The sequence below is a fragment of the Halorubrum trueperi genome (genome assembly GCF_042662525.1).
Taxonomy (GTDB): domain Archaea; phylum Halobacteriota; class Halobacteria; order Halobacteriales; family Haloferacaceae; genus Halorubrum; species Halorubrum trueperi.
The window spans coordinates 104,296-128,943 of record NZ_JBHSXI010000012.1; the positions used below are offsets into that span (position 1 = coordinate 104,296).

Annotated in this window: 31 protein-coding genes; 17 read left to right on the top strand and 14 right to left on the bottom strand. The window is 68.2% G+C overall.

Features of this window, described 5'->3' with window-relative positions; genetic code table 11:
• The first annotated feature begins 260 nt into the window (after window positions 1-260).
• The 10 genes from ACFQEY_RS11025 (at window position 261) to ACFQEY_RS11070 (ending at window position 8,334) form a co-directional block, all read left to right on the top strand.
• Window positions 261-1,709, top strand: coding sequence for a CRTAC1 family protein (locus tag ACFQEY_RS11025; RefSeq protein WP_379768454.1), 1,449 nt, complete (start codon window positions 261-263; stop codon window positions 1,707-1,709).
• Between the two features lie 85 nt (window positions 1,710-1,794).
• Window positions 1,795-1,995: a DUF7576 family protein gene (locus tag ACFQEY_RS11030; protein WP_379768456.1), complete on the top strand. Its 201-nt coding sequence runs from the start codon at window positions 1,795-1,797 to the stop codon at window positions 1,993-1,995.
• Window positions 1,996-2,094: 99 nt separating this feature from the next.
• Window positions 2,095-2,820 carry a ribosome assembly factor SBDS gene (locus ACFQEY_RS11035; protein WP_379768458.1) on the top strand — a complete coding sequence of 242 codons (726 nt, stop codon included), beginning with the start codon at window positions 2,095-2,097 and terminating at the stop codon, window positions 2,818-2,820.
• A gap of 263 nt (window positions 2,821-3,083) precedes the next feature.
• On the top strand, window positions 3,084-3,602 hold the full coding sequence (locus ACFQEY_RS11040) for an aminoacyl-tRNA deacylase (protein ID WP_379768460.1): 519 nt from the start codon (window positions 3,084-3,086) through the stop codon (window positions 3,600-3,602).
• Window positions 3,603-3,826: 224 nt separating this feature from the next.
• A complete protein-coding gene (locus ACFQEY_RS11045; RefSeq protein ID WP_379768462.1) occupies window positions 3,827-4,870 on the top strand; it encodes a metal ABC transporter substrate-binding protein in 1,044 nt (347 codons plus the stop codon).
• A gap of 100 nt (window positions 4,871-4,970) precedes the next feature.
• The gene (locus ACFQEY_RS11050) at window positions 4,971-5,711 is read left to right on the top strand and encodes a metal ABC transporter ATP-binding protein (protein WP_379768464.1); all 741 of its coding nucleotides are present in this window, start codon (window positions 4,971-4,973) and stop codon (window positions 5,709-5,711) included.
• On the top strand, window positions 5,711-6,895 hold the full coding sequence (locus tag ACFQEY_RS11055) for a metal ABC transporter permease (RefSeq protein WP_379768466.1): 1,185 nt from the start codon (window positions 5,711-5,713) through the stop codon (window positions 6,893-6,895). Before ACFQEY_RS11050 ends, ACFQEY_RS11055 begins: the two co-directional genes overlap by 1 nt.
• 87 nt (window positions 6,896-6,982) lie before the next feature.
• Window positions 6,983-7,267 (top strand): DUF7545 family protein, encoded by a 285-nt coding sequence (locus tag ACFQEY_RS11060; RefSeq protein WP_379768468.1) that lies wholly within the window; start codon window positions 6,983-6,985, stop codon window positions 7,265-7,267.
• 81 nt (window positions 7,268-7,348) lie between these two features.
• Entirely contained in the window at window positions 7,349-7,783 is a 435-nt protein-coding gene (locus ACFQEY_RS11065) for a thiol-disulfide oxidoreductase DCC family protein (protein WP_379768470.1), read from the top strand.
• Complete coding sequence (locus tag ACFQEY_RS11070) at window positions 7,780-8,334, top strand: GIY-YIG nuclease family protein (RefSeq protein WP_379768472.1); 555 nt, start codon at window positions 7,780-7,782, stop codon at window positions 8,332-8,334. Before ACFQEY_RS11065 ends, ACFQEY_RS11070 begins: the two co-directional genes overlap by 4 nt.
• 95 nt (window positions 8,335-8,429) lie before the next feature.
• Here ACFQEY_RS11070 and ACFQEY_RS11075 read toward each other — a convergent pair whose 3' ends face one another.
• The 3 genes from ACFQEY_RS11075 to ACFQEY_RS11085 form a co-directional block, all read right to left on the bottom strand.
• Window positions 8,430-8,936, bottom strand: coding sequence for an acyl-CoA thioesterase (locus ACFQEY_RS11075; protein WP_379768474.1), 507 nt, complete (start codon window positions 8,934-8,936; stop codon window positions 8,430-8,432).
• Between the two features lie 77 nt (window positions 8,937-9,013).
• Window positions 9,014-9,466, bottom strand: a complete 453-nt coding sequence (locus ACFQEY_RS11080; protein WP_379768476.1) for a bifunctional nuclease family protein — start codon at window positions 9,464-9,466, stop codon at window positions 9,014-9,016.
• 99 nt (window positions 9,467-9,565) lie between these two features.
• Window positions 9,566-10,327, bottom strand: coding sequence for an ArsR/SmtB family transcription factor (locus tag ACFQEY_RS11085; RefSeq protein WP_379768478.1), 762 nt, complete (start codon window positions 10,325-10,327; stop codon window positions 9,566-9,568).
• 109 nt (window positions 10,328-10,436) lie between these two features.
• Here ACFQEY_RS11085 and ACFQEY_RS11090 point away from each other — a divergent pair, with 109 nt between their 5' ends.
• From ACFQEY_RS11090 to purM, 3 genes are all read left to right on the top strand, one after another.
• On the top strand, window positions 10,437-12,278 hold the full coding sequence (locus ACFQEY_RS11090; RefSeq protein WP_379768480.1) for a TraB/GumN family protein: 1,842 nt from the start codon (window positions 10,437-10,439) through the stop codon (window positions 12,276-12,278).
• A complete protein-coding gene (locus ACFQEY_RS11095) occupies window positions 12,275-12,949 on the top strand; it encodes a zinc metalloprotease (RefSeq protein WP_379768482.1) in 675 nt (224 codons plus the stop codon). The genes ACFQEY_RS11090 and ACFQEY_RS11095 overlap by 4 nt, the downstream gene beginning before the upstream one ends.
• 102 nt (window positions 12,950-13,051) lie before the next feature.
• A complete protein-coding gene (purM, locus tag ACFQEY_RS11100) occupies window positions 13,052-14,089 on the top strand; it encodes a phosphoribosylformylglycinamidine cyclo-ligase (protein WP_379768484.1) in 1,038 nt (345 codons plus the stop codon).
• A 99-nt stretch (window positions 14,090-14,188) separates the two neighbouring features.
• Here the strand turns inward: purM and ACFQEY_RS11105 are convergent, their stop codons facing one another.
• The 3 genes from ACFQEY_RS11105 to ACFQEY_RS11115 all read right to left on the bottom strand — a co-directional run bounded on the left by ACFQEY_RS11105 (window position 14,189) and on the right by ACFQEY_RS11115 (window position 16,660).
• Entirely contained in the window at window positions 14,189-14,485 is a 297-nt protein-coding gene (locus ACFQEY_RS11105; RefSeq protein WP_379768486.1) for a DUF6360 family protein, read from the bottom strand.
• Window position 14,486: 1 nt separating this feature from the next.
• Window positions 14,487-16,262, bottom strand: a complete 1,776-nt coding sequence (locus tag ACFQEY_RS11110; protein ID WP_379768488.1) for a nitrite/sulfite reductase — start codon at window positions 16,260-16,262, stop codon at window positions 14,487-14,489.
• Window positions 16,263-16,342: 80 nt separating this feature from the next.
• Entirely contained in the window at window positions 16,343-16,660 is a 318-nt protein-coding gene (locus tag ACFQEY_RS11115; protein ID WP_379768490.1) for a DUF8134 family protein, read from the bottom strand.
• Window positions 16,661-16,876: 216 nt separating this feature from the next.
• Between ACFQEY_RS11115 and ACFQEY_RS11120 the strand changes: the two genes are divergently transcribed.
• Window positions 16,877-17,005: a hypothetical protein gene (locus tag ACFQEY_RS11120; protein WP_379768492.1), complete on the top strand. Its 129-nt coding sequence runs from the start codon at window positions 16,877-16,879 to the stop codon at window positions 17,003-17,005.
• The gene (locus ACFQEY_RS11125) at window positions 17,002-17,268 is read left to right on the top strand and encodes a hypothetical protein (RefSeq protein WP_379768494.1); all 267 of its coding nucleotides are present in this window, start codon (window positions 17,002-17,004) and stop codon (window positions 17,266-17,268) included. The genes ACFQEY_RS11120 and ACFQEY_RS11125 overlap by 4 nt, the downstream gene beginning before the upstream one ends.
• Window positions 17,269-17,719: 451 nt before the next feature.
• Here ACFQEY_RS11125 and ACFQEY_RS11130 read toward each other — a convergent pair whose 3' ends face one another.
• A complete protein-coding gene (locus ACFQEY_RS11130) occupies window positions 17,720-18,259 on the bottom strand; it encodes a CBS domain-containing protein (protein ID WP_379768496.1) in 540 nt (179 codons plus the stop codon).
• 105 nt (window positions 18,260-18,364) lie between these two features.
• Between ACFQEY_RS11130 and ACFQEY_RS11135 the strand changes: the two genes are divergently transcribed.
• Together ACFQEY_RS11135 and ACFQEY_RS11140 are read left to right on the top strand one after the other, a co-directional pair.
• The gene (locus tag ACFQEY_RS11135) at window positions 18,365-18,736 is read left to right on the top strand and encodes a methylglyoxal synthase (RefSeq protein ID WP_379768498.1); all 372 of its coding nucleotides are present in this window, start codon (window positions 18,365-18,367) and stop codon (window positions 18,734-18,736) included.
• 112 nt (window positions 18,737-18,848) lie between these two features.
• Window positions 18,849-19,415, top strand: coding sequence for a DUF7332 family protein (locus tag ACFQEY_RS11140; protein WP_379768500.1), 567 nt, complete (start codon window positions 18,849-18,851; stop codon window positions 19,413-19,415).
• Between the two features lie 6 nt (window positions 19,416-19,421).
• Here ACFQEY_RS11140 and ACFQEY_RS11145 read toward each other — a convergent pair whose 3' ends face one another.
• From ACFQEY_RS11145 to ACFQEY_RS11175, 7 genes are all read right to left on the bottom strand, one after another.
• Window positions 19,422-20,060 (bottom strand): DUF6517 family protein, encoded by a 639-nt coding sequence (locus tag ACFQEY_RS11145; protein WP_379768502.1) that lies wholly within the window; start codon window positions 20,058-20,060, stop codon window positions 19,422-19,424.
• Between the two features lie 120 nt (window positions 20,061-20,180).
• Window positions 20,181-20,501: a transcription factor S gene (locus ACFQEY_RS11150; RefSeq protein WP_379768504.1), complete on the bottom strand. Its 321-nt coding sequence runs from the start codon at window positions 20,499-20,501 to the stop codon at window positions 20,181-20,183.
• Between the two features lie 91 nt (window positions 20,502-20,592).
• Window positions 20,593-21,528 (bottom strand): alanyl-tRNA editing protein, encoded by a 936-nt coding sequence (locus ACFQEY_RS11155; protein ID WP_379768505.1) that lies wholly within the window; start codon window positions 21,526-21,528, stop codon window positions 20,593-20,595.
• A 123-nt stretch (window positions 21,529-21,651) separates the two neighbouring features.
• Complete coding sequence (locus ACFQEY_RS11160) at window positions 21,652-22,458, bottom strand: DUF7289 family protein (RefSeq protein WP_379768506.1); 807 nt, start codon at window positions 22,456-22,458, stop codon at window positions 21,652-21,654.
• Entirely contained in the window at window positions 22,455-22,997 is a 543-nt protein-coding gene (locus ACFQEY_RS11165) for a DUF7266 family protein (RefSeq protein ID WP_379768507.1), read from the bottom strand. The genes ACFQEY_RS11160 and ACFQEY_RS11165 overlap by 4 nt, the downstream gene beginning before the upstream one ends.
• Entirely contained in the window at window positions 22,990-24,003 is a 1,014-nt protein-coding gene (locus ACFQEY_RS11170; RefSeq protein WP_379768509.1) for a DUF7261 family protein, read from the bottom strand. Before ACFQEY_RS11170 ends, ACFQEY_RS11165 begins: the two co-directional genes overlap by 8 nt.
• Window positions 23,991-24,647 (bottom strand): DUF7288 family protein, encoded by a 657-nt coding sequence (locus ACFQEY_RS11175; RefSeq protein ID WP_379768511.1) that lies wholly within the window; start codon window positions 24,645-24,647, stop codon window positions 23,991-23,993. Before ACFQEY_RS11175 ends, ACFQEY_RS11170 begins: the two co-directional genes overlap by 13 nt.
• Window position 24,648 lies beyond the last annotated feature (1 nt).

The window sequence follows — 24,648 nt, forward strand, 5'->3', positions numbered from 1 at the left end:
GCGCGATCTCCTTGGCCCCGTTGGGGCGCTCGGAGGCACGCAGGGCGAGAGCGAAGCTCTCGCTTGCAGCCGGTGCTACGCGCCGGCGACAGCGTGGCGCGAAGCGCCACGAGCAGCCGGACGGAGTCCGGCGACGCCACCGCACAGCATATTCATTTATAAGTAGTCGTCGCTGTCGAGTTCGGCCTTTTATACTCCGCGTCGCCCGCGGGCGGGAGCCAACCCGTGCGTTCATATTCCCCGAGCGGTGACGGACGGCCATGTTCACGGAGCGGTCGGACCTCGTCGCGGACGACGACCCGGTTCGCGGCTACGGCGTCGCGGTGACGCCGGGCCGAGAGGGGCCGCTCGTCTTCGTCGCCGGCTACGGCGAGCCGAACCGGCTGTACGCCCGTGACGGCGACCGCTTCGTCGACACGGCCTGCGGCATCGTCGCCGACGGGACGCGCCACGGAATGGGCGTGTGCGCGGCCGACCTCGACGCCGACGGTTGTGAGGAGGTGTACGTCCACAACTGCACCAAGGGCGTCGACGGCGGCGGGGACCCGGACCTCCTGTTGAATCGGCTCGAATCGGAGCGGTACCGCTGGACCGACGTGTTCGCGCTCGACGTGAACGCGGACCGCCTCGACGTCCGCGCCGGACGGTCCGTCGCCGCGCTCGATCGGCTCGGGACCGGACGGTACGGTGTCGCCGTCTCCGGGTACTCGGCCCCCCTGGCCTTCTACGAACTCGGCGACGACGGGGAGATCACGGACATGGCCGACGCCGTCGGACTGGAGGTCGACGGCGGCTGCCGGTCGCTGCTCGCCGTCCCGGACTGCTCCGGCGAGGGCGACCTCTTTGCGGGCGTCGAGCGCGGCCCGAACCGACTCTTCCGGAACGAGGGGGGCCACTACGACGGTGCCGACGCCGCGGACGGGCACCCTGCGCTCGCGGACCCCGCGGGCGACACTCGGGGAGCCGCCCTGGTCGACGAGGACGGGACGTTCGCGTTCGCGATCGGGAACGAGGGCGGGCCGAACCGACTCCTCCGCCGCACTAACGCCGGCGCGTTCTCGGACGTCGCCCCCTCGTCGCTCCGCGGTCCCGATCGAGTCCGCACGGTCGTCGCCGCCGACTTCGACAACGACGGCCGCGAGGAACTGTTTTACAACGCCTCCGGGGAACCGAACCGCCTCTACGAACGGACCGGGTCCGGGGACGAACCGCTCGCCACCCGCTGGCGGCGAGTCGACCCCGGACCGGCCGCCGAGCCGGACGGGTACGGGACCGGCGCTGTCGCCGTTGACCTCGACGGCGACGGCGTCCTCGAACTCGTCGTCGTCCACGGCGAGGTCGCCGCGCAGCCGATCGCCGTGTACGCGGACCCGACCGCGGCGGACGCCGGCTGGATTCGCGTCCGACCCACCACGCGTCACGGAGCGCCCGCGCGCGGCGCGGTCGTGCGGCTCGAAACGACGACCGGCGTTCAGCGCCGCACGGTCGACGCCGGCGGGGGATGCCTCTGCCAGACCGAGCCGGTGGCGCACTTCGGGCTCGGCGGCTCGGCACCGGTTCGCGTCGACGTCCGTTGGCCGGACGGTCGCGAGCGGACGCTGGCCGACCTAACCGCGGACGAAGAGATCACCGTCGACCACCCGTCGAAGCGGAACGCGAGGCGGGGAGAGGAACGTCGCCGTCCCGGCGAGCGCACCGCAGGACGGTGACGCCGGTCTCGTGGCCGGGTGCATTTGCCCCGGCCAGAACTGCCGCCCTTCGCGGGTTCAAGTGCCCGGAGGTCCACCCAGGAGTATGGTAGATCCGACTTCCGACCTCGAGGAGGACGTCGACGAGGAGTCCGCGCCGCGCTGTGAGACGTGTGGGGGGCCGGCGCTGGGCGTCGGCCGGCGGACCGTCACGTGGGTCGACGGCGAGGACGTGGAACACCGACACTTTTGTTCGCAGGGCTGTCGAAACGGGTGGACTGACGAGCGCTCGACGACGAAGAGCTGAACGCCGCGAAATCGAGGGCGTGTCGACTCCGCTTCGAAGCCGCTTCGAACGCCGCGGCGCGCGGGAGGCTTTTTGACCACGGGGGTGGTATCCCCTGGTATGATATCGCTCGACGAGGCCGTGACGGCTCGACTGGAGTCGCACGGCGAACGATTCGAGGTGCTGATCGACCCCGACGCCGCGCTCGCGATGAAACGGGGCGAATTCGACGGCGACCTGGAGGACGTCATCGCCGCGGAGGACGTCTTCGAGAACGCTTCTCGCGGCGATCGGCCCGCGGAAGAGGACCTCGAGACCGTGTTCGGGACGACGGACCCGCTCGCGATCATCCCCGAGGTCGTCGAGCGCGGGGAGATCCAGATCACCGCCGAGCAGCGCCAGGAGATGCTCGAACGGAAGCACAACCAGCTCGTCACCACCATCACGCGGAACGCCGTGAACCCGCAGATGGACGACTCCCCGCACCCGCCCGAGCGGATCGAGCGCGCGCTGGAGGAGGCGGGGTTCCAGGTCGATCCGATGGAGCCCGTCGAGAATCAGGTCGACGACGCGCTCGACGCGCTTCGACCCGTCATTCCGATCCGCTTCGAGGAGGTGACGATGGCGGTCCAGCTCCCCGCGGACTACGCGGGATCCGGACAGGCGCAGGTCCGAGAGTTCGGCGATCTCGAACGCGAGGAGTGGCAGAATGACGGATCGTGGGTCGGCGTGCTCACGTTCCCGGCCGGGCTCCAGAACGACCTGTACGACCTCGTCAACGAGGTCACGTCCGGCGAGGGCGACGCTCGCGTCATCAAGGACAAAGACGAGCTTCGGACGCGATGAGCGAGGCGCGAGTGAACCGTGCACCTCGAACCCGTGCGGCAGCGAGGTGCGAAGCGCCGCTGGAAGCCGGCGGTTGAACCGCCGGCGACGGAGTCGCGAGTAACGGCCCGGGAGTAACGACCCGCGAGTAACGGTCCGTGAGTAGCAGCCCGCGAGCAACGACCCGCCAGGAACGGCCCGCGACGACGGACGCCGTTCGATCGGCCGGAATACGTACCGCATCCGGGAACTTGATAACACGTCCCGAGCGCCGTACTCGCAGGATGCACGAGCGCGCAGCTGAGTTCGCGGAGCGGGCACAGGACCGGTACGGCGTCGACCTCGACGTGTTGGAGTTCGACGCGGGAACGAAGACGGCGGCCGCGGCCGCCGACGCCGTCGGCTGCGACACGGCGGCGATCGCCTCGACGATCGTGGTGTCGCTGTCGGGAGTCGACGACGGCGGTAACGGCGACGGTGATGGTATCGGTGACGGCGACGACCTCGTCGCCGCGATCACCAGTGGCGCGAACAGACTCGATCTCGACGCCGCGGCACAGCACTTCGGCGCGTCGGCGGCCTCGATGGCGGATCCGGTCCGGATCCGCGACGTCGTCGGCTGGAGCATCGGGGGCGTCCCGCCCCTCTGTCACGACGCCGCGCTCCCGACCGTCTTCGATCCGACGCTCGTAGCGTACGACACCGTCTACGGTGCGGCCGGGACGCCGAGCGCGGTGTTCGCGATCGATCCGGACTCCCTCGCCGACCTCGCCGAAGCGGCAACGGTCGACCTCACCGAGTGAACGGACCGCGTTTCGGTATCGGCGGCGAGGTAGTTGGACGAGTCGCCATCGGCGGTACCGGCGAGTCGCCAGCGGTGGTACCGGGTGAGTCGCCATCGGCGGTACCGGGTGAGTCGCCATATCCCTCGCCGCGTTGACAATTCTCGATCGCTCTCGACGCCGATTTATTAACCTTGAGTTATGAAATAACAATTCTTTTCTGTTAACTGTCCGTAGTCGTTGGTATGGATCACTCACGTCGGTCGGTGTTGAAACGCGGGACGGGGCTCCTCACAGCCGGAGCGGCCGTCACGCTGGCCGGCTGTTCGGACGCCGGGGAGGGCGGACCCGGTGCGTCCGACGAGTTCGACGGCGGGTACGCCGCCTTCTTCACCCTCAGCGACTGGGCGAATCGGGTCGCGGGCGATCACGCGACCTTCGAGGATCCGGTCGACGTCGGTCGGCTCGGCCACGGCTGGTCACCGGACGGGACCCTCTCCGCGGAGGTTGCCTCGACGGACGCGTTCGTCTACCTGGACAGCCCCGAATTCTCGTGGGCGCAGGACCTCGCGGCGACGCTGGAGTCCGACTACGACTCCATCGCCGTCATCGACGGACTCGCCGGATTGGAGGACGACCTCCTCGATTGGGACCACGATCACGAGGGAGACGCCGACGAGGAGGACCACGATCACGAAGGGGAGAGCGAAGACGACCACGATCACGGGGAAGGCGGCGACCGCGACGAGGGTCAGCACGATCCCCACGTCTGGACCGATCCCGTCCTCGCGGTCGAGATCGTCGACACGATCGCGGCAGGGCTCGGGGAGGCCGATCCCGACAACGCCGACGACTACGCGGACAACGCGGCCGCGTACGCCGAGGAACTCGACGCGGTCGATTCCGCCTTCGAATCGATCGCCCAGGACGCCGAGCGCGACGTCGCGGTCATCGCCGGACACAACTCGTTTCAATACCTAGAGGCGCGGTACGGATTCCGGCTCCACTCGCCTGTCGGCGTCTCGCCCCAGAACGAACCGAGCCAGAGCCAGATCGCCGACACCATCGAGCTCGTGAACGCGGAGGGGATCGACACGGTGCTGTACGACCGGTTCGAATCGCCGAGACTCGCCGAGACGATCGTGGAGAACAGTGACGCGACCGAGACGGTCGCTGTCTCGCCGGCGGGCGGCACGACCCGAGAGTGGAACGACGCCGGCTACGGCTACCTCGAACAGATGACCGAGATCAACGTTCCCGCGTTCGAGCGGGCGTTCGGCGTCCAGTGAGCCGTCTCCTCACCGCGTCGCTGTCGGTCCGCCGTCCCGCCGCCGACGAACGCGGACTAAAAGAGCTAAACGTTCGGCCGACGCAGATCCCCCACGTCCAGTGACAGCGATAGTCGACCTCGACGGCGTGACGTTCTCCTACGGCGACACGGTCGCCGTGAGCGATGTCTCTCTGACGGTCGAGGAGGGCGACTTCCTCGGACTCGTCGGCCCGAATGGCTCCGGGAAGACGACGCTGCTCCACCTCATGCTCGGGCTCCACGCGCCCGACGAGGGGTCGGTCGAGCTGTTCGGCCGGCCGGTCGACGAGTTCGACGACGGCGGTCGGATCGGCTACGTCTCACAGAAGGCGACGAGCCGTGGCGGGGCGATGCCAGTCACCGTCCGCGAGTGCGTCACCATGGGTCGGTTCGCGCACGCCGGGCGCGGTCGGCTCTCGGCGGCCGATCGCGCCGCAGTCGCCGACGCGATCGAGACGGTCGGCATCGGCGACCTCGCCGACCGACTGCTGACCGAGCTGTCGGGCGGCCAGAAACAGCGGGCGTACATCGCGCGGGCCCTGGCGAGCGACGCCGACCTCCTCGCCCTCGACGAGCCGACCGTCGGCGTCGACGCTGAGTCCCGAGACGCGTTCTACGCCCTCCTCGACGAACTGAACGCCGACGGGATCACGATCATCCTCATCGAACACGACATCGGCGTCGTCACGGACCGCGCGAACCGCATCGCCTGTATCAACACCGAGCTGTACCATCACGGGGACACCGCGTCGTTCGTGGAGAGCGACGCGCTCTCCGAGGCGTACGGCGCGACCGGACAGGTCGTCCACCACCACCACTGATGAGCGACGAGTCACCCGCGCCGCCCGACGGACCGCCCACCTCCGCCGACGGCACCGTGGCCGACAACGCCGACAGCACAACCGCCGACAGCACAACCGCCGCCAACACCGCCGCCAACACCGCCGCCGCAGCCGACAACGTTGACGAGTCGGCTCGCGGACGACATCGAGAGCGCGGGATCCGACGGACGGTGGAGCTCGCGGCCATCGCCGCGACGGCCGTCGTCGCGGTCGCGATGCTCGGGTTCGTCCTCCTCTACTGGACCCGAGACCTCCCGGTCGCGAGCGACGTGTACGCCGCCTTTCGGACGTTCGGACGCGGGATGGACGCGGCGTTCGGCACGAACGTGTTCCGGCACCCGATCATGTGGCAGTCGATGGCGACCGGCGTCCTCGTCGGCGTCGTCGCCCCGCTGGTCGGCTCCTTTCTCGTTCACCGGGAGATGGCCCTGATCGGTGAAACACTCGCGCACACGGCGTTTGCGGGGGTCGCGATCGGCATCCTCGTCAACGCGGCGACGGGCTGGAGCGGGTCCCTGTTGCTCGTCGCGCTCGTCGTCGCCATCCTCGGGGCGCTCGCCGTCCAGTGGCTCACCGAACGGACCGACGCCTACGGCGACGTGCCGATCGCGATCATGCTCAGCGGGAGCTTCGCCGTCGGCACCCTGATCGTCAGCTACGGGCGCGGGCTCACGGCGATCAACATCGAGGGGTACCTCTTCGGAAACCTCGCCGTCGTCACCGCTGAGGGGGCGCGGCTCATGGGCGGACTGTCGGTGCTCGTCGTCGCGGGGGTCGCGCTCACGTACAAACAGCTGCTGTTCATCACCTTCGACGAGCAGGCCGCCCGAGTCGCACAGCTGAACGTCACCGGCTACAACACCTTGCTCGTGGTGATGACCGCCGTGGTCGTCGTCGGCGCGATGCAGGTGCTCGGCGTCATCCTCGTGGCGGCGATGCTCGTCGTCCCCGTCGCGGCGGCCTCACAGCTCGCCCGGAGCTTCCGCGAGACGACGTACCTCGCCGTGATCTTCGGGCAGCTGTCGGTGATCGGCGGCTTCGCCGTCTCGATCGGGCTCGGACTCCCCTCCGGTGGTTCGATCGTCGTCACGGCGATCGCCGTTTACCTCGCGAGCATCGCCGCCTCCGGCTTCTCCGTGAAGGCGATCTCGGCGCACGGGTAGCGGTCGCCGAACAGCTTTCGGCGGAGCCCGTTCGCCCGCGGCGAACGCTTTCCACAGACCCTTATGTCCCGACCGTGAGTGGGAGGTATGGGAGAGACGGAAACCTACACGATCACCGGTCCCGACGGTGAAGAGGAGTCGTTCGAACTGCCCGCCGGCCTCGTCGACGTGCTCAGCGAGCAGGGCGAGCAGTCGACTCGCGTCGTCAGCGACGTCGTCGTGCAGGCGATGGCCCAGCAGGCGCACGTCATCGTCCACCACAGCGAGGGCGAGGTGCCCGAGGACATCGCCGAGATGAACGACACGGGCGCGGAACTGTTCGAGGAGCGGTTCGGCCAGTCGCTCGAAGACGCGCTCGGCCACTCGCACTGAATCACCCGAGCACCCCACGAGCTCGCTAGTCTCGTCCTCGCCGGCCGGCCGCTTAAGCCGGCGCGCAACGTAGCGATCGGCATGGACGCAGACTCGGACGCGCCGATTTTGATCTTCGACGGCGACTGTCCGTACTGCTCGGTCGCGGCGCTCGCGCTCCGCCGACTGGAGGGCGTCGTCGCGGTGCCGTGGAGCGCCGATCCGGTCGGTCCCTTCCTCGACGCTCAGTTCGGCTCGCGCCCGTTCGCCATGGTGTTCGTCGATCCCGCCGAGCGCCGCGTGTACGCCGGGCGCTCGGCGGCGGAGGAGCTGGCCGAGCGCGCGGGCACGCCGGGGATCGTCGGCGGGCTCGTCCGCGACAACTACGACCGGATCGCCGACGCGGTCGGATCGCTGTCGGGGCGCGAACGCGACCCCGACGAGTTCCACGAGGCCTACCGGCTGACGGACGACGCTCGCGATCTCGTCGATGCCCTTCGACCGGCCGCGAGCGACCCGCCGGAGGCGCGTTCGTGAGCGGTGGCGGGAGCGACACAGGCGGTGGCGGGAGCGACACAGGCGGTGGCGGGAGCGACGCGATCGGAACCTACACCCTCCTCGTCGATCTCCGCGTCTCCGCGACGATCGAGGTCGGCGCGCTCGGGGAGCGGCGGTTCGAGCCGGGCCCGTACGCCTATACCGGCAGCGCGCTCGGCGCGGGCGGCTTCTCGCGAGTCGATAGACATCGCCGGACCGCCCGCGGTGACCACGACGTCCGCCACTGGCACGTCGATCACCTGCTCGGCCATCCCGGCGCACGGATCGACCGCGTGGTGCGGAGCGTCGGCGTCGACGTCGAGTGCGCGGTCGCCGACCGGCTCCCGTCGGGCCCCGCGGACGGCTTTGGTGCGTCCGACTGCGACTGCCGGAGCCACCTTTCTGCGCTTTTGGGCGGCGGAGTGGACGGAGCTGGTCTCGACGGCCTCACGGAGCGGGTCCGAGCCGCGCACGAGGAGGTGACGACACCGCTCGGCGGTCGTGTCGAGGTCACCTCTGGATCCGACCGCAACGCCGGCGCGACGCGGTAGCGTTTGTTCGCCCCTTATCGTCGTGCGTCTCGGTTCGTCGGAGTTGCGGTCGCCGTCCGCAGTCGTGGCATTCGTCTGTCGTCGTACCGCTCCGCCTAGAGATCGTAGCGGTCGACGACCTCGGCGAGCTGTTCGCGCCGTCCCTCGATCGCGTCATCTCGCAGCGCCTTCTCCTCCGCGGTCGGCGCGGCAAGCTCCGGCACGCTCGCGGGACGGCCGTCATCGTCGAGCGCGACGAAGGTGAAATAGGAGGTGGTGGTGCGCCGCTCCTCACCCGTTCTGGGATTCTCGGCGCGCACGTCGACTTTCACGTCGAGACTGGTGTGACCGACGTTGAACACGTACCCCTCGATCACGGCTACTTCGCCCATCTCGATGGGGGAGATGAAGTCGACGTGATCCATCGAGGCGGTGACCACCTGTCGGTTGCAAAAGCGCATGCTGGCGATCGCGCCGCAGATGTCCATCCAGTGGAGGACCGCGCCCCCGAGCGCCCGCCCGAGGTTATTCGTGTCGTTCGGGAGCAGCATCTCGGTCATTTCAGTGTACGACTCGGCGACGGTTCCCGTCTCCGCCGCCGATTCCGTCTCCGTCTCGTCCATAATCGCGCATCCGTTTCGGGGCGACTTGAACCTCCGGACCGGCGGACGGTCGCAGCGGCCGGGCTCAGCGTCCGATCTCAACGACCCTCTCGCGAGCCGTCGTCGAACCGAACCGAGTCTGGCGAGCGACCGGTCTCGTCGATCACCTCGTCGGAGACGACGATCGGGCAGTCGATCCGAACCGCGAGCGCGAGGGCGTCTGACGGGCGCGCGTCGAAGACGAACCGCTCCGGCTCGCCGTCGTCGTACCGCTCGGCGTCGACCTTCGCGTAGAACGTCCCGTCGCGGAGGTCGTCGATCCGGACGCGGTCGATGGCACCGCCGAATTCGGTGAGGATATCGACGAGCAGGTCGTGAGTGAGCGGCCGGTCGAAGGGTTCGCCCTCCAGCGCCATCCCGATCGACTGCGCCTGATCCGCGCTGACGAAGATCGGCACGTACTCGCCGCGCGCGGAGAGGATGACCGCCGGTACGTCGCCGCCGGGCGCGGAGCCCGTCCCGACTCCAACGACCTCGGCTTCGTGGTCCATACCGGATCGTCGTGGCGACGACATGAATAGCTATCCCACGCGCGAGCGCTGACGGCGGGACGCCGTCACTCGCTGATCACCGACCTGCTCCCCAGTTGATCACCGACCTGCTCCCCAGTACCAGTACGCCCACGCGACGGTGAACGCCAGCGCGGCACCGAAGAAGAAAACGACGCCCGGTTCGAGGAGCGAGACGGCGTAGTCGGCGAGCGGATCGACGACGTACTCGACGGTGCCGTCGATCTCCGATCCGCCACCCTCGGCGTCCGAGGTGGTCTCGATCGACGGACTGTCGGTGGATTCGCCGCCCGCCGCGTCGTCTCCCCCCGCGCCGTCGCCGCTCTCGGCGTCTTCGGTTCCAACGTCTCCACCCGCCGTTCCCGCCTCCCCGCTGGTTTGCGTCACCCGATATCGCGTCGGGGCCGCCACCGAGAGGACGCGCTGTGCCCCGAGGGCGGCGAGCCCGATGAGCCCGTATCCGCCGAGCAGACGCATGAGCGCCGTCTTGATCCCGTGCGATTTCTCGGACCCGCCGGCGAACAACACGAGCGGCTCGTCCGCGGCCGCGTACACGTCCATCTCGCGGCCCTTCTCGGAGTACGTCGTGTCGACGACGTCGACGAGATCGGCACCGTCGAGCTTCGAGAGGTGGTACTGGACGTTCTGGAGCGACGTGTCGACGTCGGTCGCGAGCTCGGATTTCGTCGCCGGCTCGTCGTGGAGCCGCGTGAGGATCTCGCGGGCCGTCTCGGAGCCGAGCGCGGCGATGAGATCGTCCGCGTCTTCGTCGTCGACGCCGACCACGCGCGGCTCCCGATCGTCGGGGGTCGCATCCGGCAGGGAGGGCAACAGCCGGGACATACGACCACGTCTGACCCGTGAGGATACAAATTTGTTGGATCGGCGGGACGGGGGTCGCTCCGATACCGACTCACAAACCCTAAACACGGCGACGGAGTAGGTCGTGGCAATGACAGAGACGCCAGGGGGCCGCGGGGACGCGTCCTCGTCCCCGACGGCGAACGATTCAACGCCGGAGCCGACGCGGGGCTCCGCGTCGGGTTCGGACCCGAGTTCCGATTCGGACTCCGATCCGGCCTCGGAGTCGGCTCCCGATCCGGCCTCGGAGTCGGCTCCCGAGCCCGGAACGGTGACGGTCGTCGGCACCGCGCACGTCTCGGAGCGCTCCGTCGACGAGGTCGAGGAGGCGATAGAGCGGGAGCGCCCCGACGTCGTCGCCGTCGAGCTGGACGAGGGGCGGTACCGGCAGATGCAAGGCGAGACTCCCGACGACCTCGACGCCGGCGATCTCCTGACGGGGAACACCGTCTTCCAGTTCATCGCGTACTGGATGCTCTCGTACGTCCAGACCCAGCTCGGCGATCGGTTCGACATCGAGCCGGGGGCCGACATGCGTGCGGCCATCGACGTCGCAGAGGGACTGGGAATCGACGTCGCGTTGGTCGACCGCGACATCCAGACGACGATACAACGCTTCTGGGCGCGGATGTCGATCACAGAGAAGTTCAGGATGGCCGGCGGGCTTGCGTTCGGAGTCACCGATTCGCGGGTCGTCGGCGTGCTGGTCGGACTGTTCGCGGGTATCCTCGCCGGACCGGTGATCGGGTTGTTCGGCGGTGCCGTCGGTGTCACCGACGCGTTGCTGACGAGCGTCACCGGGGGCGTCCTCGCGGCGCTCGCCGTGGCGCTCGTCGTTGACCAGGTCGGGAAGGCCGGACTCTCGCCTGACGCGCGGCTCTACGCCGCGACCGCCCTCGGCGTCGGTTCGGGGATCACCGTCGCGGCGTTCGGCGTCGCCGACGGGCTGGTCTCGGCGTACCTCGGCGGATTCACCGTGACGGCGATCGGGAGTCTCGGACTCGGCATCTCCCTCGGGCTCACCCTCGGCGTCGTCGTGGCGGCGCTCCTCGGACTGGTCGGTCGGAGCGGAGAGCCCGAACACGGTGGTATCGAGGAGCTCGGCGTCGAAGAGCTCACCGACACCGACGTGGTAACGATGATGATGGAGGAGTTCCGCCAGTTCTCACCGGGTGGTGCCGAGGCGCTCATCGACGAGCGCGACGCCTTCATCGCGCACCGGCTCGTCGCGCTCCGGGACGCGGGACACGACGTCGTCGCCGTCGTCGGCGCGGGGCACCGGGCCGGGATCGAGCGATACCTCGCGAACCCGTCGACGCTCCCCCCGATCGAGGGACTCGTCGGCCGCGAGAGCGGCCGGGGGCTCCCGTGGAAGAAGCTGTTCGGCTACGCGATCACGGTCGGGTTCGTGGGTTTTTTCATCCTCCTCGCGCTCGCCGGAGTCGAGAACGCGTTCCTGTTCCGACTGTTCGGCGCGTGGTTCCTGATCAACGGGGTCTTCGCGTTCGCGTTCGCGAAGGTCGCCGGCGCGCGGTGGACCTCCGCGGGCGTCGGCGGCGCGGTGGCGTGGATGACCTCGATCAACCCGATGCTCGCTCCCGGCTGGTTCACCGGCTACGTCGAACTCCGGAGTCTGACGGTGAACGTCGGCGACATCGGGACGCTCAACGACCTGCTGTCCGACGAGACGCTGTCTCCCTCGGAGCTCATCTCCTCGATGCTCGACGTGCCACTTTTCAAGCTCATCGTCGTCGTCGCGATGACGAACGTCGGCAGCATCGTCGCGAGCTTCCTCTTCGCGGTGTACGTCATCCCCGCGATGTTCGGCGCTGAAGTCGGCGGCGTCGACGAGGTCGGCCGGCTGATGATCGAGGGGGCCCGCACCGGAGCCGAACTGATTCGGAACGCGGTCGTCGGCGGGGGTGGCGCGTGAGCGATAGCGGCACCTTCCGCGGTCGGCGTATCGCCGGGCTCTACTTCAGCGGGACCGAGCTCCGGGACCTACTCGTCGCGTGGCTCGCGCTCGGGGTGGCCTTCACGTTCTTCTTCGTCAACGGGACCGCCGGCTTCGATCGGTTGCTCGCTGCGGGCGTCGTCCTGCCGCTCCTCGTGGGGTTACTCACGGCCGGTATCGCGTTCCTCCTCCACGAAATCGCCCACAAGGTCGTCGCGGTCCGTTACGATCAGATCGCCGAGTTCCGCGCGGACAACGGCATGCTGTTCCTCGCGGTGATGAGTTCGCTCTTGGGGTTCATCTTCGCCGCGCCCGGCGCGGTCCACCACCGCGGGCGGCTGACGAACCGCGAGCACGGGCACATCGCGCTCGCCGGTCCGGTCGTCAACCTCCTCCTCACGCTCGTCTTCCTGCCGGCGCTCCTGCTCGGCCCCGTGGTCGGGAGCCCGGTGATCGAGCTGATCGGTTCCCGGGGAATCGCTATCAACGTCTTCCTCGCGGCGTTCAACCTGATCCCCTACGGGCCGCTCGACGGGAAGACCGTACTCGGGTGGAGCAAGCCGGTCTGGGCGGCCGTTTTCGTCCCGTCCGTGCTGCTCGCGGTCGGGCTCGTCTTCGTCGGCGGGCTCGGATTCGGCGGGCCGTTCTGAGCTGGCTTCCGTCTTTCGGGAGATCCGCGCGTTCCTGTCAAGACCGGCGTGAGTCCCGCGGGGAACGGTGCGCTTTTGCTTCGCGGGCGTCCCTCGACACACATGACCGAGGGCGACGGCGCGGACACCAGCCGCCATGACGGAGACGCGAGCGGGGGCGACGGGGACGACGAACTCACCTACGCGGACGCGGGCGTCGACATCGACGCCAGCGAGGCGGCCACCGCGGCCCTGATCGGCGCGGTCGGTGAGGGCGAGGGCGACTACGCCGGCCTGCTCGACATCGGCGACCGCTACCTCGCGCTCGCGACCGACGGCGTCGGGACGAAGCTGCTCGTCGCCGAGGCGCTCGGCGATTACTCGACGGTCGGGATCGACTGCATCGCGATGAACGTCAACGATCTGGTCGCCGCCGGTGTCCGCCCCGTCGCGTTCGTCGACTATCTCGCGGTCGACGAGCCGGACGAGCGCTTCGCCGAGCAGGTCGGAGAGGGACTCGCGCGGGGTGCCGAGCTCGCCGACATGGAGCTCGTCGGCGGCGAGACGGCGGTGATGCCCGACGTCATCCGCGGGCTCGATCTGGCCGGCACCTGCGCCGGACTCGCCGCGAAAGAGGCCGTCTTCGACGGAGCGGCGAAACCGGGCGACGCCCTCGTCGGGTGGCGCTCCTCCGGGATCCACTCGAACGGCCTCACGCTCGCTCGCGAGGCGGCCACGCGGGACCACGACTACGACGATCCGTGTCCGTTCGAGGGGTACGAGACGGTCGGCGAGGCGCTGCTTGAGCCCACCGAAATCTACACCGACCTGCTCGATCCGATGCGCGAGCACGGTGTCCGGGGCGCGGCCCACGTCACCGGCGGCGGCTGGACGAACCTGACGCGCCTCGGCGAGCACCGGTACGTCGTCGAGGACGCCTTCGATCCCCAGCCCGTCTTCGAGTTCCTGCAGTCCGAGGGGGGCGTCTCCAATGAGGAGATGCACCGGACGTTCAACATGGGGACCGGCTTCGTCGCCGCCGTCGACCCGGACGCGGCCGAGTCGCTGGCGGCCGAGACGGACGGCCGCGTGATCGGGCGCGTCGAAAACGCGGGCGACGGCGACGAGGGGAGCGTCGCGATCCGCGGAGTGGAGTTATAAGTCGGTGACTGCGGATCGACGGTGAACTCCTCCAAATCCCCAGCAGCCGTTGCGCTGCGCCGGCGACGCCACCGCACAGCACGACACCGCCCCGTTCAGTTATACAGAGTCGTCATCATTTTGCGCTGCCTCGACGCGGTCAGCCGTCGAATTCAGCGCGTCAGCGAGCGTGCGGGCTTGCGCCGGCGAGAGATCGATCTCGTCGGCGTGGGCTGGAAGCGCGTCGACCGCCGTGTCGTCGAGTTCGACCTGCAGGGTCACGTGCTCGGGATCTTCCCGGGGAGCGGTGACGTTCACGACGCCCGGAGCATCCGCGGCGAACTCGTGACCGCGGGCGCGGCCGTCGACCAGATCGAGCGTCGTGTACGCGTTGACGCGGAGCAGCCGGTCGGACATCTCAGTCGTCCGCCGGCGTCGGCGGCGCGTCGTCGAGCCCGTCGTTTTCGGCGTACGGGTACCACGTCCGCTTCGTGTTGTGCATCATGGGGTCCTCGTAGTCCGTCTCCTCGGGATCGACGAAGGCGTCGAGCTCGTCGTCGTCGTGGCGCGCGACGAACGACCGGAACGATTCGCCCTCGTCGCGTTCGGTGGCGAAGCGATCGACCAGGTTCGCGATCGCTCCCGGAACCTCGTCGGCTGGGACGCGCTGGGTCACCCACCGGGCGAACTGGGGCGTCTCGCCGAGACCCCCGCCGAGGCCGACGTCGAGCGCCTCGACCGGCTCGCCGTCCTTGCGGGTCTTCATCCCGCGCAGGCTCACGTCGGCGATCTGCGGCTGCGCGCACGACGCCGTGCAACCGGAGAGGTGGATGTGGAACTGCTCCACGTCCGTCGGGAGGTCGACGTTCTCCTTCAGCCACCGCGCGAAGCGAACCTGCCGGTTCTTCGTCTCGACGATCGACAGCGAGCAGTATTCGGTGCCGGTACAGGCGACCGAGCCGCGCATGAACGGCGACGGATCTGGCGAGTAGTGGTCGAGCAGCGGCTCGTCGAGGAAGTCGTTGAGGGCCTCGTCGGGCACGTCGGTGACGATGACGTTCTGCCGCTGGGAGAGCCGGACCTCTCCGGAGCCGTACTCCTCGGCGAGGTCCGCGAGGTCCAGCACGTCTGCCGCACCCATCCGTCCGACGAGCACGTTCAGGCCGACGAAGTTCGTTCCGTCCTTCTGCTCGTGGACGCCGATCAGGTCGTTGCGCTCGCCCGCACCGGCGTTGTACGTGTACTCCTCGCGGACGTCGCGACCGGCGGATTCGAGCTCGAAATCGACGTACTCCTCCTGGAGCGTCTCGCGGACCGCCTCCGCGCCCCACTCGTCGACGAGGAACTTGATCCGGGCGTTGTACCGGTCCTCGCGGTCGCCGTTGTCCCGAAAGAGCGCGGAGAGCCCGCCGGCGACGTCGGAGACGTTCTCCGGGCGAACCCAGACGTCGATGTCGCGGGCGAACCGCGGCTCGTTGCGGGCGAGCCCGCCGCCGACGCGAACGTTGAAGCCGACGACGTCCTCGCTCTCGTCGCCCTCTCCGCCTTTGCCTCCGCCGACCGCCTTGTAAGCGGGCTCGAAGGCGAGGTCGTTGATGTCCCCTTGTCCCGAGCCGTCCGCGGACCCGGTGACCGAGACCTTCCACTTCCGGGGGAGGTTCGAGTGGTCGTCGTTCCCCTTGAACGTCTCGTTGAGTTCGCGGATCACCGGCCACGCGTCGATCACCTCCTGAGCGTCCTTTCCGGCCACGGGGTTGCCGACGATGTTACGCCAGGAGTCGCCACATGCCTGCTGGGCCGAGAGCCCGTTCGCCTCCAGTTTCTCGAAGATAGCGGGCACGTCCGAGAGCTCGATCCAGTGCAGTTGGATCGCCTGGCGGGTGGTGAAGTCGGCGTAGGCGTCCCCGAATATCGGGTTCGTTCCCGGTCCGCGGGCGTACTCGTCGGCGATTTCGCCGACGACGCGGAGCTGCCCCGGCTCCAGCACGCCGTTCGGGGTTCCGATCCGCATCATGAAGTACCCTTCCTGTCCGTTCCGCTGATGGTACAGGCCCCACCATTTGAACCGCTCGAACCACGCGTCCCGCTCGTCGTCCGGGATCGAGTCGAACCCCTGTTCGGCGAACTCGAACAGGTGGTCACGGATCTCGTTCCCGTAGACCTCCGATTTCCAGTTCTCGACGTCGGTTGGCATCGAGTGCGTCTACTCTCGGAACCCACATAGCTGACAGCGTGGAGTCAACCTTCCCCGGTGCTTCACTAATCCGGTAAAATTCACCGGTTCGGTTCCGATCTCGGTCGCCTGACTGCGGATCGGTCGATTTCGGCGAACTCACCGCCGCGAACCCGGCCAACCGAGATCCATCCCGTTTCGCCGGTCGTGCCGCAGGCGATGCACTGACCGTACACGCGAGCCTCAATGGCCCCCTCGTCGACGCCGACGGTCTGGAAGTTCTCGACCAGCAGATCGACGAGTTCGCACCCGCAGAAATCGGGCGCGTCGAGCCGCCACAGTTCGCTAACACGCACTTCGCGACTGTCGTTGACCGAGATCCAAGCCCCGTCGTCGAGGACGCGCAAACGGATCGTCACACCCGACGTTGGTCCGCGTCAACCCAATACGTGACGGTGTGCGCAAGCGGCCACCGTTTCGGTGACACCGCTTTCGGGAAAAATCGGCAGACTGCGCGGATGTTTCGACGCTCCGCGCCGTCCGGAGTACCGGACAGGTGCTCCGGTAACCGGGAGTAGTGGTCCGAATTACTCGTGAACAGACCCTTATGACCCGAGAGGGCGAGGGATCGATCGATGACCGATCCGATCAACGGACCAGAGGCACCCTCCGATCTCCGGACGGGACCGGAGCACAGAGAGCACGCCTCGGCAGACGTCGCGCCCGAGCTGTTCGAACGCGGAACGGCTGGAAAGCGACCATGATCCCGAACACCGAACCGCCGTCGACCGACAAACCGGGAGCCGGAACCGAGAGCGAGTCAGTCGACAGCGAGTCAGTCGAGAGAGACGCCGTCGAGAAAGACGCCGGCGAGAGAAGCGTGGGTAAGGGGGACGAGGCCAAGAGAGACACCGACGAAAGCGACGAGGTGCGGTCGACGGACGGCGACGCGAGCCACCTCGACGACCTCGAGGACGGTGCGGGCTGTACGGAAATTTGGGAGAAGCTCTCAGAAAATCGAGAGTGAATTCCCCGCCGACTGCGAGTCAATACACCTTCATTGGCGCTGGTGATCGATTACGGGAGTATGGATCGCATTGTGTTGAGGTGACCGTTTATAAGTGAACGAGTGGTGTTGTTAGCGGCTGTTTATATGTCGTTGACGGCGCGGTGAATCGCTCAGTGTGTGGCGTCGATTGCTTATAAATGATTGTCGACAGCGCGGTGAACACTTCCAAAGCCCCACCCCGCACCGCTCCGCACCGCAGCCTCACACCTCCCCAGCCTCGCGGCTCCTTTCAGTCGCCGCGTCCCTCGCGGGCTCTTCGCGCTCGCTTAAAAGCGAGCACTCAGAGGCGCGCCACCGATTCACTATTTATAAATAGCCGTCGCCGCCACATTCGTCCGTTTAAGTACCACGTCGTCGACGGCGGTCTGCGATCCTCACTCCCGCAGTCGCTCACCGGCGACAGTACGTGCTACGACAGGTGCGCGGCGATGTCTGCCTCGGTGATGATCCCGACCGTCTCGCCGCCGTCGGTGACCATCACCGCCTTGTAGTGATCGAGCAGGTTCCGGACCTCGTCGACCGTCGCGCCCGGCGCGACCGTGGGGAACGATTCGCTCATCACCTCGCTGACCGGGTGATCGCCGACGTTCTCGCCGGCGTGGATCACGTCGCCCTGGCTGATCGAGCCGACCGGAACGCCGTTCTGAAGGACGGGAAGCTGCGAGTACGCCTCGTCTTCCATCAGATCGACAGCCTCGCGCACCGCGTCGTCGGGGGCGACGCTTATCACGGTCTGGTTCATCAAGTCCGTCGCGCGAACGACCTCGCCTTCCGCCTCCTGGAGCGCGTTGACGATCCGACGGAGCGTCGAAAGCCGGGGGTCGACGTCGCCGCCCTCGATCCTGGCGATGAGCGGCTGCGACACCTCGGCAGCGTCCGCGAGCTCGCTTTGAGTCAGTTCGAGCGTCGTCCGCCGCTCGCGGAGGTCCTGTGGCGTCGGGAGTTCCATACGACGGATAACTCGGGGTTATTAGAAAAGGTTTCGGCGGCGACGGATATCGCTGCGGAACGACCCGGGTGGTCCTTTTAAGAGTGTCCGCCGGGATCCCGGGATATGCGCATCGCGCTCATCGCTCACGACGAGCTGAAAGACGAGATGGTGGACTTCGTCACCGCTCACGCCGACGCGCTGGGCGGGTGCCAGCTGGTGACGACCGGCACCACGGGGAAACGCATCGCCGACGAGACGGGTCTCGCGGTGAACCGGCAGGCTTCGGGGCCGCTCGGCGGCGATCTCCAGATCGGGGCGATGATCGCGGACGGAGCGATCGACGGGGTCGTGTTCCTGCGGGATCCGCTCACCGCGCAGGCACACGAACCGGACATCTCCGCGCTCCTGCGCGTCTGCGACGTGAAAGACGTCCCGCTGGCGACGAACGTCGCCTCGGCGAACCTGCTCGTCGACGGCCTCCTCGACGAGGAGTGACCGACCCGACGACGGTGCTCCGTCTATCCGTATCGCTCTCACCGAAATCCGGATATCAGATCGGATAGCGAACCCCGCGTCGTTTTAACCGCGTCCGTCGTAGTCCCCGTCGATGGATCGCGCTCCACGGACCGCGCTCGTCGCCCTCGCGATCGCGCTGTTGCTCGTGTCGGCGACCGCCGCGAGCGGTGCGATCGTCGCAGGTTCGTCGGCCTCGCAGCCCGCGCAGGCTACGTCGACCGCGCCGTCCGTCGGTGGTGCGTCGAGCGTCGATGCGTCGAGCGTCGATGCGTCGAGCGAAGCGCCGGCTGAGAGCGACAGAGTCGATCCCCTCACGGAGTGTTTCGCTGGCGAGGGATACCCCCTCTCGATCGGCGAGACGGGCGCGGCGATCGAGGCGCTCGTCCACCTCTCGGTGCTGACCGATCCCGCCGTCGGCAACGAGTTCGGCATGGAGGCGGCCGGCACCCTCGACGGTGAGCCGATCGTGACGCTCGCGGCGGGGGTCAGACTGACCGCGCGCGAGGCGATCACCGACGGTGTCGATCCCTTCGCGGCGTTCGACGTGCTGTACACCTACGAACTTCGCCTGCCCATGTTCGACGGCTCTATCGGCGATTCCGAGTACCGTGACAGCGGATCGCCGTTCACATCGGGAGCGGGGATCGTCCCCTGTTGAGGTGAGCTATCCCGCGTCCTCGGGTTCGCCTTCCTCCGCGCTCTCGCTGTCTCCAACGTTCTCGCTGTTTCTCACCTTTTCGCTGTCCCCCACGTTCTTGCCGCCCCCTCCACTCCCGCCGGGCGACCGGATCCCGCGGACGATCCGCACCAGCTCACGACGGGCAGCCTCCGCACCGTCGCCGAGCGGGTACGCGCCGCCTCCGAGCAGGTATTCGCCGGCCTCCCAGACCGCGAGCAGCGCCTCGATCGGGATCAGCCCACCACCCTCGTCTCCACTCGGGGCGGCGAAGCGACCTTCGAACGTCGAGAGCGTCGCCCGCGAGGCGCTCGGATCGTCGACCGATAGCTCGCGATCTCCCCGGTGCTCGATGCCGTCAATGTCGCGCTCCGCGAGCCTATCACGAAAGCCGTCCCTCGCCCGGCGTTCGACGAGCCCCGTGAGGGCGGCGTTCGGAGCGGTAGCGGGGCGGATCCGCAGGCGACTCGCGAAGCAGAACGATCGGGGCTGGGGGCCCGTCGCTCGCTCGTACACGACTGTGCCCGCGATGACGGAGACGGGTCCGGCGGCGAACGGACGGTCCGTCGTCTCGGCGACGCGCCGCCAGCCGTCGAGACGGTCGCTCGGCACCACGGGCGGGTCCATGGTCGGGATTCGCAGCGGAGGCAATTAAAAAGAGCACCGCTGGCGATCGGGGGGTGTTTGGCGAGCGGCAGCGGAGGAGTGGCAGCGAACGAGCGGCAGCGGACGAGAGACGACCGCCGATCAGTGATCGTCTTCGCGCCACTTGTGCTCGCACTCGGTGCAGACGAAAAAGCGGGTTTCCGACTCGTCGGCGGAGCGGATCTGCTGCATGTACCAGTACGCCCGGTCGTTGCCGCACTCCGGGCAGTGCGCGGTCGTCTGCGGGAGGCCCTTGTCCTCGGCGTCGCTCACGTCGACGATCTCCGACTCGACTTGCGACTCGGTGGTCCACTCGCCGTCGCCGTCGTCGCGACCGATCTCGTGGCCGCAGGAGTCGCACACCCAGTGGTCCTCGCCCTCGCCGGACTTCATCATCGAGCCGCACTCGTCGCAGAACTTCATGGCGGTACCAACCGCGGATCGTATATAAGCGACGGGATCGCGGGCGAACGCGCTGTACGGGTTTGGATCGCTACCGCACCTCGCGCCGCCCTCACCGATCGCCGTCGACGTGGTCGGCGAGCGCAAACCGGACGCGCTCTTCGCCGCTTCCCTTCGTCTCGCGTCCGGTGACGACGATATCGCCGATCTCGGCGGTGTTTCCGACGTGCGTCCCCGCGCAGGCGGTTCGGTCGTACGGCTCCGCGTCGCCATCGTTGTCATCGCCCCTATCGCCTCCCTCTGTTCCCCCGGACGCGCCGATCTCGACGATCCGGAGCTCCGCGATCGAGTCGGGCAGCAGATCAATACGGGTGCGCTCGGTGTCGAGTGTCGCCTCGGCCTCCGCGCGGTCCATCGCGTAGCTCCGGACGGGTCGCTTGTCGTCCACGAGGTCGTTGAGCCGCTCCTCGATCCGCGCGAGGTCGCCGTCATCGAAACGCTCGTAGGCCGCGTCGAGGTGCGCGTGATCGTCGTAGAGCTGGTTGCCCGTCGTCGGCGCGTCGAACTCCGACAGAAGAAGCGCCGAGAGGAGGTGCTGGGCGGTGTGGTACCGGGAATGCGCCGAGCGGCGACCCGCGTCTATTTCGCCCACGACCGCGGTTCCGGGTTCCGGTGGCGCGACGGCGTCAACCGCTGCGTCGTCGGCCGCTGCGTCGTCGGCTGCTGCGTCGTCGGCTGCTGCGTCGGCGGCTGCTGCGTCGGCGACCGCGGAAATTTCGTTTCCCGCCGGTTCGAGGATGTGGTACACGGTGTCTTTCTTCTCGACGTCGACGACGCGCCAGTGCCGGTCGGCGGCACCGCCGTCCGCAACGTCGCCGTCGGTCGTCTCTGCGTCCGCGACCCGGATCGTCCCCGTGTCGTGCGGCTGCCCGCCGCCCGCGGGATAAAAGTGCGTCCGGTCGAGGACGATCCGGTCGTCGAGAGCGCGCTCGACGGTCGCCTCGAAAGTCGTCGCGTTGTCGTCGGCGAGATACAGCTCCTCTGTCATACCGTCTCGAAGCGCCGCCGCCGATATATATCGTGCGGCGTGCTCCCTATGTGCCAACAAATCTCGTGCATCGACGACTCTCGACGTCACCGATGGAGCGCGATGTCACCGACGACCCCATCGTCACCGACGCAGCGTGACGTCGATCGCGATCCGGGGAACGTAGACCACACGGTCCTCCGTGAGATCGACCACGACCGTTCGATCCGCCGCGTCGGTCGCGGTTTCGTTGACCGGAAATCCGTCCGTCCGATCGAAGTATCGCTCCCACGCGTCGGCGTAGTCGGACTCGATCCGGAGCTCGAACGGTCCCTCGTCGTCCGCGGCGTAATCGGGGCCGGTGTTCGACCGGCGGCTCGCCGCCACCTGCACCGTCCCGTCGCCGTCTACCCTTGGATCACCGTCTCGAATCAGCAGGACAAGCGGGATCGTCGTCCGATTGTCCGCGGCGACGAACCGCGGCTCCGAGCGCATGACTGCAGCTCCGCCGTCGCTCCGGAACCAGGCTCCCGTCTCGTAGGCGATCGTCGTGTCACCGTTCCGGTACGTCAGCGAACGGTACTCGCGTTCGAGCACCAAGCCGCCGGAGCCGTTGTACAGCTCGAACCGGGTCGTCTCCGCGAGCGACAGCGTACCGCCGCTGAGGCGAAGTTCGGTCGATCGGCTGGGGTCGTCGTACCGTTGGACGTCTCGCAGGTTGTCGTCGAGCACGTCGAACGCGCGCTCGACGTTCGCGACGCGCTCGGCCTCTCGTCTGTCCTCGACGCCGGTGATGCCGACCGCGAACACCGTTCCGATAGTCACGGTTACCAGCGAGAACACGAGCACGTATCCGACGACGTTGCTCACACCGCGGTCGTCGTCCCCGAGTGCGTCGAGCCCGCCGTCGCCCACCGCGACCGTCGGCGCGCGCCGTCCGCGTCCGCTCATCGCTCCGTCACCTCCAGCGTCCCCGGTCCGGCCTCCCCGTCATCGACGGCGTACGTGATCCGGAGCGGCCCCCCGGTCACGGTCGTCGACTCGACGTCTCTGGTCGCGGCGTACGGGATCTCGACCCGGGCGTCGGGACGGTCGGTCCGGACGACGACGGCCTCGGCGTCGTCGTCGATCTCGATCCGATACCCCGTTCCCGCGACCCGGTCCGGGACGTCGACCTCGACGGAGACCGTCACGTTCCCCTCGCTTTCCGGCCGATCCGCCGCCGCGGCGCGGGCGAGACGGTCGGCGCTCTCGAGGTTCGCGACCACCGTCTGGCCGGCGACGGAGAGGTCGCCCTCGACGGTCCGCTGCGTCTGCGCGTCGATGACGCCGCCGACGCCCATGACGACCCCCGAGAGCACGATCGCACCGATCGCGAGCGTCAGCACGTAGCCGACCGTGACGCTCACGGCTCGATCGTCGCCGGCGAAGCCGACGGGAGATCTGCCGCCGATCGATCGCCCGCCGGAACCGCCGTCGCCCTCACGCATCGGGCTCACCCGGGGCGACCCGAATCGTCGTCTCGAACCGGAGGTCCGCGGTCCGATAGCGGAGGTCGATCGTCGCGTCGTACACCGCCGGCGTCACTTGGAGAGCGGTGTCGCTCGTCACGCTGTCGGTCAGGACGGTCGTCGTCGCCTCGACGTCGCGACCGTCGGCGTTCGCGAACTCTATCGCGTACGGCTGATCCGTCGCATACGGCTGATCCGGGTCGATCAGTTCCGCGGGCCAGACCGCTGGACACGGCTCGCCGTCGATCTCCCCGCCGGTGAGATCGAGCGACAGGCGGTCCTTGTCGACGGATTCCAATCGACACGCCTCGATCGCGTCCGTTCCGTTCACACCGGTCGCGACCGCGACGGCCGACGAGTCGTCGTCCGGTTCGTACACGTAGATTTCGTGGGTCGTGTTCGCCTCGGAGCGATTCAACGCGACGGCGAGCGCCTCGTCGGTGGCCGTGGACTCACTCGCGTTTGGCAGGCCGTCGACTGCGACGTCGACGGAGAACGCCCGGGTTCGATCGGCCTCGGAGACGACCGTCGTGTCGTTCACCGGCCCGGTGAGATATCGACCCTCTCGAAGCCCCGGATCGTCGGTCTTTTCGAGGTGCGTGACGCCTCCGCGTCCGGCGTACGCCTCCGCGAGCCGCCCGTCGAGCGCATCGATGCCGGCGGAGACTCCGTCAGACGTCGCGGTGTAGTCGTCGAACTGCCGGCGGTTCGTCGCGTCGATCAGGGTTCCGGTTCCGTCCACCGCGGCCGCCCTGACCTCCAACGCCTCGCCGTCGGCGGACTCGATCCCACGAGTTGCGACGTTCTCGCTGTAGATGCTCGCGTTCAACAGGACCACGAGCGTCACCAGCGAGACGGCCATCACCAGCCCGGCGACCAGCAGGAGCTGGCCGCGATCCGCGTCGCGGAGCCGATCCTCGCCGCTAGAACGACCCACGCTCGGGAGGCGATCGTCGTCCGGCGGATCGACGCTCACATCCGCCATACGACGATGCGCACCTCCACGTGATCGTAGACCCCGCCTGCGGCGGTGTCGGACCGGACGTAGAACGCTCCCGGATGGGTCCCGTCCGCCAGCCTCCGAAGGGTCCTATTTTCGTAGTCCGGTGCGGTCAGGTTCGCGTCGTCCGCGAGCGTAACCGTCCGCGTCGCGGTCACCGCGTTGTCGCTCGGCGACCCCATGTACACCATCCGCGTCCGGTTCTCGTTCGACCGGCCGTGTCGAACCTCCACGTTCGCGGCGATCCTTCGGTCGGTGAACGTCCGGTTCAGCGCCTCGCCGAATCCGCCGAGCCCGCTGCCGAACCCCGTCGGTCCGTCGGCCCGCGTGTAGTATTCGAACTCCGGATGGCTCGACTCGAACGTCTCGTTTTCGGGGTTCCAGTAGAGCAGGGCCGCTTCCAGCTCGCCGTTCTCGGCGCTCGTCGCCAGCAGATCGGTCGCGACCGCGCGCTGTTGATTCTCGATGTGCTGGTTCGACGTGCTGGCCGAAAGCGGCGTCACCGCGGTCGCCTGCAGTGCGAACGTCAACCCGGCGACGAGCAGGATCGCCGCCGCGAACGCTTCGAGGGTGTGCGCCTGTCCGCGGTCGTCGGGTTCGAGCGCGGATCTGTCCGGTGGTCCTCGCATT

Bases quoted from the DNA above. Each gene is read 5' to 3' on its own strand.
- ACFQEY_RS11025 (WP_379768454.1), top strand. From the start codon at position 261: ATGTTCACGGAGCGGTCGGACCTCGTCGCGGACGACGACCCGGTTCGC.
- ACFQEY_RS11030 (WP_379768456.1), top strand. From the start codon at position 1,795: ATGGTAGATCCGACTTCCGACCTCGAGGAGGACGTCGACGAGGAGTCC.
- ACFQEY_RS11035 (WP_379768458.1), top strand. From the start codon at position 2,095: ATGATATCGCTCGACGAGGCCGTGACGGCTCGACTGGAGTCGCACGGC.
- ACFQEY_RS11040 (WP_379768460.1), top strand. From the start codon at position 3,084: ATGCACGAGCGCGCAGCTGAGTTCGCGGAGCGGGCACAGGACCGGTAC.
- ACFQEY_RS11045 (WP_379768462.1), top strand. From the start codon at position 3,827: ATGGATCACTCACGTCGGTCGGTGTTGAAACGCGGGACGGGGCTCCTC.
- ACFQEY_RS11055 (WP_379768466.1), top strand. From the start codon at position 5,711: ATGAGCGACGAGTCACCCGCGCCGCCCGACGGACCGCCCACCTCCGCC.
- ACFQEY_RS11060 (WP_379768468.1), top strand. From the start codon at position 6,983: ATGGGAGAGACGGAAACCTACACGATCACCGGTCCCGACGGTGAAGAG.
- ACFQEY_RS11065 (WP_379768470.1), top strand. From the start codon at position 7,349: ATGGACGCAGACTCGGACGCGCCGATTTTGATCTTCGACGGCGACTGT.
- ACFQEY_RS11075 (WP_379768474.1), bottom strand. From the start codon at position 8,936: ATGGACGAGACGGAGACGGAATCGGCGGCGGAGACGGGAACCGTCGCC.
- ACFQEY_RS11080 (WP_379768476.1), bottom strand. From the start codon at position 9,466: ATGGACCACGAAGCCGAGGTCGTTGGAGTCGGGACGGGCTCCGCGCCC.
- ACFQEY_RS11085 (WP_379768478.1), bottom strand. From the start codon at position 10,327: ATGTCCCGGCTGTTGCCCTCCCTGCCGGATGCGACCCCCGACGATCGG.
- ACFQEY_RS11090 (WP_379768480.1), top strand. From the start codon at position 10,437: ATGACAGAGACGCCAGGGGGCCGCGGGGACGCGTCCTCGTCCCCGACG.
- purM (WP_379768484.1), top strand. From the start codon at position 13,052: ATGACCGAGGGCGACGGCGCGGACACCAGCCGCCATGACGGAGACGCG.
- ACFQEY_RS11105 (WP_379768486.1), bottom strand. From the start codon at position 14,485: ATGTCCGACCGGCTGCTCCGCGTCAACGCGTACACGACGCTCGATCTG.
- ACFQEY_RS11110 (WP_379768488.1), bottom strand. From the start codon at position 16,262: ATGCCAACCGACGTCGAGAACTGGAAATCGGAGGTCTACGGGAACGAG.
- ACFQEY_RS11120 (WP_379768492.1), top strand. From the start codon at position 16,877: ATGACCGATCCGATCAACGGACCAGAGGCACCCTCCGATCTCCGGACG.
- ACFQEY_RS11125 (WP_379768494.1), top strand. From the start codon at position 17,002: ATGATCCCGAACACCGAACCGCCGTCGACCGACAAACCGGGAGCCGGA.
- ACFQEY_RS11130 (WP_379768496.1), bottom strand. From the start codon at position 18,259: ATGGAACTCCCGACGCCACAGGACCTCCGCGAGCGGCGGACGACGCTC.
- ACFQEY_RS11135 (WP_379768498.1), top strand. From the start codon at position 18,365: ATGCGCATCGCGCTCATCGCTCACGACGAGCTGAAAGACGAGATGGTG.
- ACFQEY_RS11140 (WP_379768500.1), top strand. From the start codon at position 18,849: ATGGATCGCGCTCCACGGACCGCGCTCGTCGCCCTCGCGATCGCGCTG.
- ACFQEY_RS11145 (WP_379768502.1), bottom strand. From the start codon at position 20,060: ATGGACCCGCCCGTGGTGCCGAGCGACCGTCTCGACGGCTGGCGGCGC.
- ACFQEY_RS11150 (WP_379768504.1), bottom strand. From the start codon at position 20,501: ATGAAGTTCTGCGACGAGTGCGGCTCGATGATGAAGTCCGGCGAGGGC.
- ACFQEY_RS11155 (WP_379768505.1), bottom strand. From the start codon at position 21,528: ATGACAGAGGAGCTGTATCTCGCCGACGACAACGCGACGACTTTCGAG.
- ACFQEY_RS11160 (WP_379768506.1), bottom strand. From the start codon at position 22,458: ATGAGCGGACGCGGACGGCGCGCGCCGACGGTCGCGGTGGGCGACGGC.
- ACFQEY_RS11165 (WP_379768507.1), bottom strand. From the start codon at position 22,997: ATGCGTGAGGGCGACGGCGGTTCCGGCGGGCGATCGATCGGCGGCAGA.
- ACFQEY_RS11170 (WP_379768509.1), bottom strand. From the start codon at position 24,003: ATGGCGGATGTGAGCGTCGATCCGCCGGACGACGATCGCCTCCCGAGC.
- ACFQEY_RS11175 (WP_379768511.1), bottom strand. From the start codon at position 24,647: ATGCGAGGACCACCGGACAGATCCGCGCTCGAACCCGACGACCGCGGA.